7 protein-coding genes are annotated in these 9,064 nt (G+C 42.7%); 1 reads left to right on the top strand and 6 read right to left on the bottom strand.

Translation table 11 applies throughout. The features are described from left to right. Together AC3A8L_RS17110 and AC3A8L_RS17105 are read right to left on the bottom strand one after the other, a co-directional pair. On the bottom strand, positions 1 to 581 hold a 581-nt coding region (locus AC3A8L_RS17110; RefSeq protein ID WP_487963489.1), incomplete at its 3' end, for a lipase family protein. A 253-nt stretch (positions 582 to 834) separates the two neighbouring features. Further along, entirely contained in the window at positions 835 to 1,161 is a 327-nt protein-coding gene (locus AC3A8L_RS17105; protein ID WP_487963488.1) for a hypothetical protein, read from the bottom strand. A 361-nt stretch (positions 1,162 to 1,522) separates the two neighbouring features. Between AC3A8L_RS17105 and AC3A8L_RS17100 the strand changes: the two genes are divergently transcribed. Further along, entirely contained in the window at positions 1,523 to 2,107 is a 585-nt protein-coding gene (locus AC3A8L_RS17100) for a hypothetical protein (RefSeq protein ID WP_487963487.1), read from the top strand. 308 nt (positions 2,108 to 2,415) lie between these two features. Here the strand turns inward: AC3A8L_RS17100 and AC3A8L_RS17095 are convergent, their stop codons facing one another. The 4 genes from AC3A8L_RS17095 to AC3A8L_RS17080 all read right to left on the bottom strand — a co-directional run bounded on the left by AC3A8L_RS17095 (position 2,416) and on the right by AC3A8L_RS17080 (position 8,757). Further along, positions 2,416 to 2,709, bottom strand: a complete 294-nt coding sequence (locus AC3A8L_RS17095) for a Dabb family protein (RefSeq protein ID WP_487963486.1) — start codon at positions 2,707 to 2,709, stop codon at positions 2,416 to 2,418. A 328-nt stretch (positions 2,710 to 3,037) separates the two neighbouring features. Next, complete coding sequence (locus tag AC3A8L_RS17090; protein WP_487963485.1) at positions 3,038 to 4,822, bottom strand: endo-1,4-beta-xylanase; 1,785 nt, start codon at positions 4,820 to 4,822, stop codon at positions 3,038 to 3,040. Positions 4,823 to 5,415: 593 nt separating this feature from the next. Beyond that, complete coding sequence (locus AC3A8L_RS17085; protein ID WP_487963484.1) at positions 5,416 to 6,996, bottom strand: glycoside hydrolase family 11 protein; 1,581 nt, start codon at positions 6,994 to 6,996, stop codon at positions 5,416 to 5,418. Positions 6,997 to 7,674: 678 nt separating this feature from the next. Further along, positions 7,675 to 8,757, bottom strand: coding sequence for a serine hydrolase domain-containing protein (locus AC3A8L_RS17080; protein WP_487963483.1), 1,083 nt, complete (start codon positions 8,755 to 8,757; stop codon positions 7,675 to 7,677). Positions 8,758 to 9,064: the final 307 nt, after the last annotated feature.

The following is a 9,064-nucleotide window of genomic DNA, read 5'->3' as shown; positions in this document are numbered from 1 at the left end:
GTGGGTGTGTTTTGCAAACCGTGCATTGCAAGGGCCATGGCCGGCGATAATGCGCCGCCTAGGCTATGCCCGGTAACGGTAATGTTTAATGCACCTAGGGTGCTGGTTTGCGAGGCTAAATAATCTAAAGCCGTTTTTTGATTGGCGTTTTTAAGGGCTAACAATACGGTTAGCCCAATATGGGTACCGTTGGAAATTTTCACATCGGCGTTTTGTGATGTATCGCCAAAAGGCCAGGGTTGCAGTGGGTTTATTAAAAAATCTTCGTCAATCCAGCCGTAGCGTGAGATAGGATTAGTACCCGAAATCGCAATAACAAACTCGCTGGGTGTTACTTTATTTTGCACAATATAAAAAGCGTTATCGGCAACATCCGATCCGGGGGCCTGGTAAACCGCTGGCCCCCATGCCAGATCCCACTGGCCGATGAGCGTTTGAATAGCAGGGTTGGCTAGGGTCGCAGTAATAATTTTTTGCGCATAGGCTTCTAACTCGGCTGGAGTGCCGTGCTTGCCAGAAGGCGTACCGGCTAAAGTACTGAGTGCGTAGACTTTTTGTATGGCATTTAGGGCTGTTGTCATGTGCATAGGCTCGCGATATTGCTGGTGAGACAGCTGGTGAGTAAAGTACAGCGATTGTGCCGCGCGAAGACCTTGATGGCTATTACAGTACATTACAGCGTGTGAAGCACTGTGTTATTGGCCTGTGATGCTTCTATTGCTGGAGCATGATAATTTCGGTGTTCTAGCCCCTAGGTCAAGCCTATTTCCAACACAAAAAGCCAGCAAGTTGCTGGCTTCGGGGGCTGAGTATAAGGCGGGTATGGGTGGGGGGTTAAAAGCCTAATAGCGCTGAAAAGAAGCCCACAACAATCATAATCACGCCGGCTAGCATCGCATACTTAGCCATTAGCGCGCGCTGCAAGGCTTGTTGGCCCAGGCGGTTAACGGTATCGCTGGTTGAGCTCTCGTAACCGTGGTTAAGCACCCAGCTAAAAACACTGGCAGATTGGCCAAGATCAGCAACGGCGATGCCATTGGGTGAGCCAAGACGCTTCCAGTTTTCAGTATCATCCGTTTTTAGAGCGTGACACAACTGGGGGAAGCTAATCGATAGCGCTGCAATAAGCACGAGCATTAAACCCAAAGGCAATAAAAGCATAAGAATCGACCGAATTTTGAGGTGTGTAATGTTAACTGTATTGCGTGTTGAGCTTAATAGCAAGGGTGTTGGTCGGGTTAAATACTGAGTCGATCGCGGCGAAATACGCCTTGGTTTTTTTGAGGCTACGGCCTTGACGGTTAAGGGCTTAACGACAAGAATTATAGCAAGGCTATCGTTATCTTGTGGCGGTTGTACCGCTAGTTACTCCGTATAAGGGACGCGTTAAGTACACTGTTTTGCGTGGCGAGCTAAAGTCTATAGTGCCCAATGTTTTTCGGGCCACTATGGTTAGCATGCTGCCGTGGGCATAGATTTTTTAGGCTTGCCGAAACAGCGAAGTGACTATTAAGGAGTTGTTATGGCGGACTTTAAAATATACTCGTACACCCAGCACGAGTTGCGTCCTACCCCGAGCTATCACGAAAGTTATCATGTGTTGTCTAAGCAAACAGAGCGCTATCAATGCGATTACTTTTCTGACTTAGGTGCTTTACAGACAACGCAAATAACAGACTTAGTGGATGAGCGTCAGTCTTTAATCTTCGAGCAAAAACGGCAAGTGGGTGAGCGCTGCATTGAGGTGCATAATGCGGACCAAGAGCTTGTGGGCTACATTGTGGGCGATCGTTTACTGGATACCGAAAAACAGCTGTTGGCAAAAGTGGTTGACCCTGCCGGAATCGGTAAGGCCTTGATGAAAAATATGGCAGGACTGGATCCGAATGAGTTTTCGATTGAGGGTGAGAACGGGGATTGTTTGGCTGAATTTAAACGGCCAGCAGGGCCTAAGGGGAATTCAGTGCTTAAGCTTATTCAGGTGATTTTTGCGGGGCTTACCAGTAAAGAGACTGAAATTTTCCAGTTAAGCATTAAGTCTTGGTCGCATAACCCTGCATTATTAATGGCGCTTGTTATTTTAAAAAACCAAGAGCGCAACCAATGAAATAACTGCGCAAAAGGGGCGGTTGGCTCATAACCCTAGAAGCCGCATTAAGCCATCAACGTCTACCATCCCCTGGGCGCATCAGGCGCGCGATAAAAATGACTCACCACCAATGAGGTGACTACACATTTTTACTGCACGCCATGGACACCAAGGGAGCACGCATTTTTTTGGCTATCAACTACGTTTCTAGGGTAATAATAACGTATGGGGTAGCCGCTTATTTTTAGGTGTTCTTCCATGTCTATTTCATAGGCATATTTAATGCTGTTAACGATAGGCTGCAAGTTATCGCTGTAACTTCCACGTTAAGATTCATATTGTACTGCGCCATAAGAGCTCACAATCGGGTTTGTCAGCCTTGCCATAAATGAAAGGTGCAGCTTGTGTGTGGTGTATACCTGATAATCCTCCAAGCTTCTAAATTTAGCCACTAAAGCGTATTGAAAATTAGAGCCGGATAGGCCCATATTAGGCCCGTAACTATAGTCAGCTATTTCGGTTATATTTTTTGATAATTCAGAAAATCCGATAGTAATCTCTTCTATCTTTTTTTCGTCAACGCCTGTAATCCAATTTAGCAATACTACGTGATTTATCACGACATTTCCTCTAATGGTATTTTTGATATTCAAATTTACAGCGAAAAATCAATGAACACAATATAGGGGAGCACCCGATCTTTAGTGAGATGAGAAGTAAACGTTTCTGGACATGTTAATGTGTTGCCTTGCCCCTAATGCAAATAATTTACGTTTGACCATTGGTTTGAAATGTACACAGCAGATTTTTATAGAGCAGTGATTTGTTATGCGAGCACTTACGTTTACATGCGTGTTGCACTAAGTTTGGTGCATAAAAAAACCGTAAACATGTTGCCATGGTTACGGTTTTTACAGCTTGCTTTATAGCCTGCTTAAGGCTTGATCGCTACTGGGATTCAGTTAGGCCATCAGCAAAACCTTGCAAGGCCGGTTTAGGTTCAAAATTATCAAAGAACAACAAGGCCCAATCTGGAACGCCCCATAAATTTGGCAGCCAACTGTCTCCGTCGATAATCCCCCAAACCGAAATGCCGCCACGTTGGTCAACAGGTACAATCTCAAAGTAAGCTTTTACCACGTCACGGTAATATCCTTTTTGCTGTTCCGCCATAAGTCCCGTTAGTGAAGTGCGGTCTTTATTTTGATTCATTCGGACATCTAATTCAGTGATTTTTACCTTAATGCCAAGGTCTACAGCTTTTTGGAACTGCCGCTTAATCGTGGCAATGTCTGGGGCGTTATAAGCGATATGAGACTGAAAGCCAATGCCATCAATCGGGATGCCGCGCACTTGGAAGTCCGTAACCATATTCACAACAGCACCCAATTTATCGTTACTCCAAATTAAGTTGTAGTCGTTATAGTACAGGTCGGCATCGGGGTCTGCTGCGCGCGCCGCTACAAATGCAAGCTCTAGATGCTCTTTGCCGATGTTCTCATACCAAACCGAGGTGCCTGTTCCTGCTTCGCCGCGGTAAGTGCCGTCTTCCATAAAGGCCTCATTGACAACATCCCAGGAGGTTACCGTATCGTTATCGCCTTCTTCCTCAAAATGCGTTGCCACTGTTGTAACGTGCTCTTCGAGCATTGTTATCCACTCATCACGGGTGCCGTTAAAGTTTTCCATCCAGCTTGCAATTTGGTTGTACCAAATAAAAACATGCCCGTGAACCGTCATGTCGTTATCTTTGGCAAATTGAACCAAGTCATCAGCATCCCCGAAAGTATATGTATCCTGCGCCGGATGCATATAGAGTGGTTTCATGATATTTTCAGCTGTTAGCTGGCTAAAGTGCTGCGTTACAACGGTTTGCCGATCTGTACTGTTTAAAATATTATTACCAAAACCCGCGCCCGCCGGTACGGCCACACCAATTGGCATACCATTAGGGCTAAGTGCCTTTAAGCTAGTTGCCGTCACTTCGGTATGATCAATTTCACCAAGGCGCTTAAAGGATAAGTCATCAAAGTAAATATCTAAGCCTTCATTTTCCACGTACGATAAATGTGTTGCTAGGCGTAGTAAATTGTCTGTGCTTGTTGCAACAACGGCCAATTTAATTTCCTGCCAATCGCCAGTAAGAGTAACGCTTACCGACGAACGTTGTGTAAACGTTGGTGCCGGAGTTCCCACAGAAACATTAATAGAAGCACCTGCAGGCCCCTTGGTCCAAAAAAGAACCTCATACTGGGCAAGCGGCTCAACAAGGATATCTTCATAGGCTATTTCAATAGCCCAAGGCTGGTTACCCACTTGTTCAACCGTTGCACCAATGGCTTTAGTGCCTGTGTGTGTATTCTCACCTTCAGCAGACTCAACCACTTTAATCGTAGCGATAGCATCAAGGCCCTCTTTGCTGTCAAACAGTGCCCAGCCGCCCGTTAGTTGTGTTGCATCGGTTTCGTCGTCTTCAAGCCCGCCATTAATAATACGTTCTTCAAGGTCATCACTTCCCGAGCTACTTAAAGAGCTGCTGGATGAGTTATTCAAAGAGCTACTTAATGGATTAATTGAAGAGTTGTTCAAAGAGCTACTCAATGAACTGCTTGAAGAGTTATTCAGGGAGCTACTTACAATAGCGTCGGTTTTTCCGCCATCCCCTGCGCCACAACCCGCAAGCGTAGCGGCTAAAGCTACAACACTTGCATTGAGAAAATATGAAATTTTCATTTTTAATTTACCTTTAATTTATCTTTAAATTAACACTTGATAGGCGCGTTACACGATACAGCCAATGTAGTGAATTTATAATTATCACAAAAGCATTCCTTAATCGTGCAGCTATAGTCTTCGGAAACTATATAGATTATGATAATTACCGCTTGATCGCATCTATAAATATGGCTAAGCATACTAATAATTAAGGTGAGGATACTAGCATAAATAAATACACAGTAATGAAAGTAAAGCCTCCTTTTGTTAGCGGTAACACACGAAATGTACCCGCTCCAAGTTTTTCATATGTATAGATTACGTAAGCTGTGGTCGGCTCAATTAGTCACCTTGGAATCACTGTATTAGTTAATGCATTTATCGGTCGCTTAGTGGTTAAAAAAAGAGGATTAATTGACGATTAAAGTATTGAGGTGACATTTAAATTCATCGAACTTGAATTAATTTTAGGTCTACATAATGGCTTACTGTAATTACGCTAATATTTTGAAGTGTAATGTTGAGGCGGAAAAATGGGGGGAGTGGGGATTTTGAAAAGTAAGCATCTCGCATTACTACTTGGGTCGTAATGCGAAATGCTAATTTAATGTTTAGTTAAATTTAAACTGCTGGTTGGTGCCGTCATAACATGCCCAGTGATGAATGTTAGCGCCATTGTTGGTTGATGCCCCGCTCACATCAACGCAGCTACCACTGCCTTTAGATTTTAGTGTGAAATAACCAGAGTTTGTAGGGGCAAGTTTATATTGTTGGTGATTGCCGCCGTAACAATCATAGAGTTCTGCATTGGCGCCATCGTTGTTTGAACTATCGGCTATTTGTAAGCAGCGCCCACTAGTTTGTGACTTGATTTCATACCAGTCCCCACCTTTTGAATAAAAAGACCACTTTTGGTTATTACCATTACCGCATGCATATTGTTGTATGTTGGTACCGTTACTGCCTTGATTACCAGCAGCGTCTAAGCACTTCCCTGAATGCCTTGCTTGTAATCTAACTGGCGATGTGGGTACTGAAGTTCCATTAGTGTTGTTATTGTTATTGTTGTTCGTATTATTATTGCTTGTGGTGTCGTTAGTAGCGCTCACTTTGCCAAAGCCAATTGCGCCATTGCAGTGAATATATTCTGTGTTAGAGCCTCCTCCGCATCTTCCGTTTGCCCAGGCGCCAGAATTGTAGCTTTGGTTTTCAGCTTGGCGTATCAAACCATTAACTTTAATGTAATCAATAATGGCATCGCCACCATTTTGATCGTTGGTATAATCAACTAATATATCGCCGCTCAGGTTTGTCTTGGCGGTATAGTCTTTATGGCCTGTAGTTAGTGCCCATGTGGCAACATTTTTATTATTAACTTTCAGGGTGATCGATTGACCGCCTGTTGTTCCTTTGGCGCGTACAATAATTGTATTTGAACCACTTCCCGTATTGCTGTTATTGTTTGTATTGTTGTTATTGTTATTGTTGTTTGTGCTGCCTGTGATTTCGCTCACCGTGATATCCGAATTACCACTGACACCTTGCCTTGCTTGTACATTGTTACCGCCAAAACCTTCTGTGCCCATAACCATGTAATCGAAATCGCCTAGTTGTAAGCCGCTACGAGCCCATGCATCAAAGTGATTCCCCGATGTAATAACACCGCTACTTCTTTTGTCGCGGCGAATACTCCAATATTGATAAAACGTTGCATTACCAATAATTGAAGGTTTGTTTTCACGTTTCGTTCGGTAGATGTCGTAAGTTCCGCCGTCACTATTGATTGTGCCTAATCGTGTGGAACCTGTACTCGGGTTGTAGTCAACCCAGTTTTCGACGATATAGTATTCAACCAGTGGATTCTTCGTCCACCCGTATAGGGCAAGATAGCTTGTACCTTTTGCATTGTAGCTACCGGAATATTTTACTGTTTTTCTTCCTCCAGGTTTCCATCCTTTACCGCCAACCCAATTTTGAATGTCTGTCCATGAAGATGCATATCGCCCATTATCTTTAAAGGTGAACGTTGCTGTACCGCCACCTTCACTCCAGAATGAATAGAAAAAGCCATCATGATAGCCTTCAGCATTGTTGGTGATTGTTTGAGCGTTAGTCAATGTTGCTAATAACCCCACAGTACATAGCAAGAGTATTCGGCAGGATGATAGGCAACCCGATAAAATTTTATTCATAGTTATTTTCTCTCAAAGGATGTCGTTTTTGGAGAGTTAAATTTTAAAATTATATTGCGTGTAGTATTAAAATTTCCCCGTTTATTTTTTTAGTATCTTTTGATAATTTAAAATAATAATTTGTAATGAAAAATAATAATCATCTTGATAGTGATTTATTTATTTCTGATCACGTTGCCAGAGTAGCTCTATTCTCGGCGGTTCACAATTCAGCAGGCGTGGCTATATATTTCAAATTGAAGTGAGAGTGAGATCGCTTATTCTTGTTGCGCTGTTTTCTTGGGGGGTGTTTCTCTAAATGCGAGAAAAGATAATGATGTGTGTATTTTTGAGGTGCTTGGGTGTGAATATTTACAGCTAAAGTTGTTATATTTGTATTATGATTGCCAGCGCGGTATTTTTTGATTACATTTGCAGGTAGAAATGATTACTTTTGTTTTTGTGATGGGGTTCGAAAAAATATTTTAGTTATGAGTTGTTTTTGGGGGCGTTTTTTATTTCTAGGTGTTTGGGGTAATGTTTTTTTGAGCCTAACTGATTTTTGGGCCGCTGTGCGCAGCGGCCTTATTTCCCCCTCCATTAATGTCTAGCCTTATGTGTCTTGTTCCAGTTTGTGAGTTCGCATGCTGGCTTGTATGGGCGGGGGGGCTTCAGTCTGCCTGGCTCACAGCTCTATGCCTACAATTGTGATACCAATTCGTTAATTTTATCTGACATGTCGTAAACTTCGACATCAGAGCGATTACCAGCAATAAAGTAGAAAATGTCTGATGATGGGTAGTACCGAACGTCAGCGCTGAAAATCCCATTTCCTCCGTTGTGCCAAATCACCTTTTTATTGTTCGGTAAAATTTCCGTAACCCAACCGTAGCCATAATAACTTTCAGTGCCAGGGTATTCTCTTACATGCATTGCAAATAACTTTTCTGTTGCAGTATCAGAAAGGAGTTTTTTATTACGTAAAGCGTTGTGCCATTTATACATATCTTCCGCAGTACTTAACATTCCTCCGTTTCCTCTTAAGTTCCAATATGGCCCGCTTTCTGTCCAGTTTTTCTTGTGAGGGTAGCCCCAGTCTTTCCCATCTAAATAGCCGTGGCTAACCTCTTTGTCGTTGTAGTTAGGGTGAGTGTATCCTGTCTTTAGCATTCCAATCGGCGTAAAGAGCTCAAGCGCTAAAAATTTGTCTAAAGGTTCACCGCTCACGGTTTCAACGATCAGTGCTAGCAAGCTATATCCTAAGTTTGAATAATGATGAGATCCAGATGAATAGCTGAGTTGCATCTGGTTCAAGTGGTTAACCAATCCCACGGCGGTAATTTTTTCGTAGTCACCACCAGTATCTTCTGTTATTCCCGAAGTGTGCGTTAGTAATTCGTGGATTGTTACGTTTTTTAATGCTCCCTGTAGTGATGGAATATAACGACTTGCTTTATCTTGTGTAGATAATTTCCCTAGCATTTCAAGTTTAAGAATTGCACTGGCAGTGAATTGCTTGGTGATAGATCCAATGTCAATTAGAGTATTACTTGAGAATGGTATTGCATGGTCAATATCTGATTTGCCTACGCCGAGATTAATAATTACTTTTCCTTTAACGGCAACAAATACCACCCCTGCAAAGCTTGAATGATCCTCGCTATTTACAATGTCTAAGATTCTTTTACCTGTATCTATTGACGGTGATGGACTCTTTTCGTTAGCTGAAAGGCAAAGCGGTGCATAAATGAATAAAGCAGAAATGAAAATATTTTTTATCATAGAATGATTCTCGAATTCTAGTGGCGCTAATGCTTTAGTTACGGCCTACGAAGCATGATTTTTTGTGTGGTGTAGTGATTGCGAAGCGAGCAATAAAAAGCGTAGCTTTGAATGCCTAATGGCTAAATCTTGTTCGCCCAACATTACATTCGAATGCGAATACAATGGAACGCCTATGCAGATTTTGGGCTGGGATGTGGGCCGGGAGCTATAACTGCCGGGCTACCTGATTCATTAATTATTCTTGTATAGAGGCCGAGGAAAAAATACTTTATCCAATAATACTTGCCTCCTGCTTCCTCAACAG

This window comes from Marinagarivorans sp. (assembly GCF_982758155.1).
The sequence above is the reverse complement of the archived record's forward strand: the minus strand, read 5'-3'. Positions and strand labels throughout refer to the sequence as shown.

Coding starts and splice junctions, on each gene's coding strand:
- AC3A8L_RS17080 (WP_487963483.1), bottom strand. CDS start 8,757: ATGATAAAAAATATTTTCATTTCTGCTTTATTCATTTATGCACCGCTT.
- AC3A8L_RS17085 (WP_487963484.1), bottom strand. CDS start 6,996: ATGAATAAAATTTTATCGGGTTGCCTATCATCCTGCCGAATACTCTTG.
- AC3A8L_RS17100 (WP_487963487.1), top strand. CDS start 1,523: ATGGCGGACTTTAAAATATACTCGTACACCCAGCACGAGTTGCGTCCT.
- AC3A8L_RS17090 (WP_487963485.1), bottom strand. CDS start 4,822: ATGAAAATTTCATATTTTCTCAATGCAAGTGTTGTAGCTTTAGCCGCT.
- AC3A8L_RS17105 (WP_487963488.1), bottom strand. CDS start 1,161: ATGCTTTTATTGCCTTTGGGTTTAATGCTCGTGCTTATTGCAGCGCTA.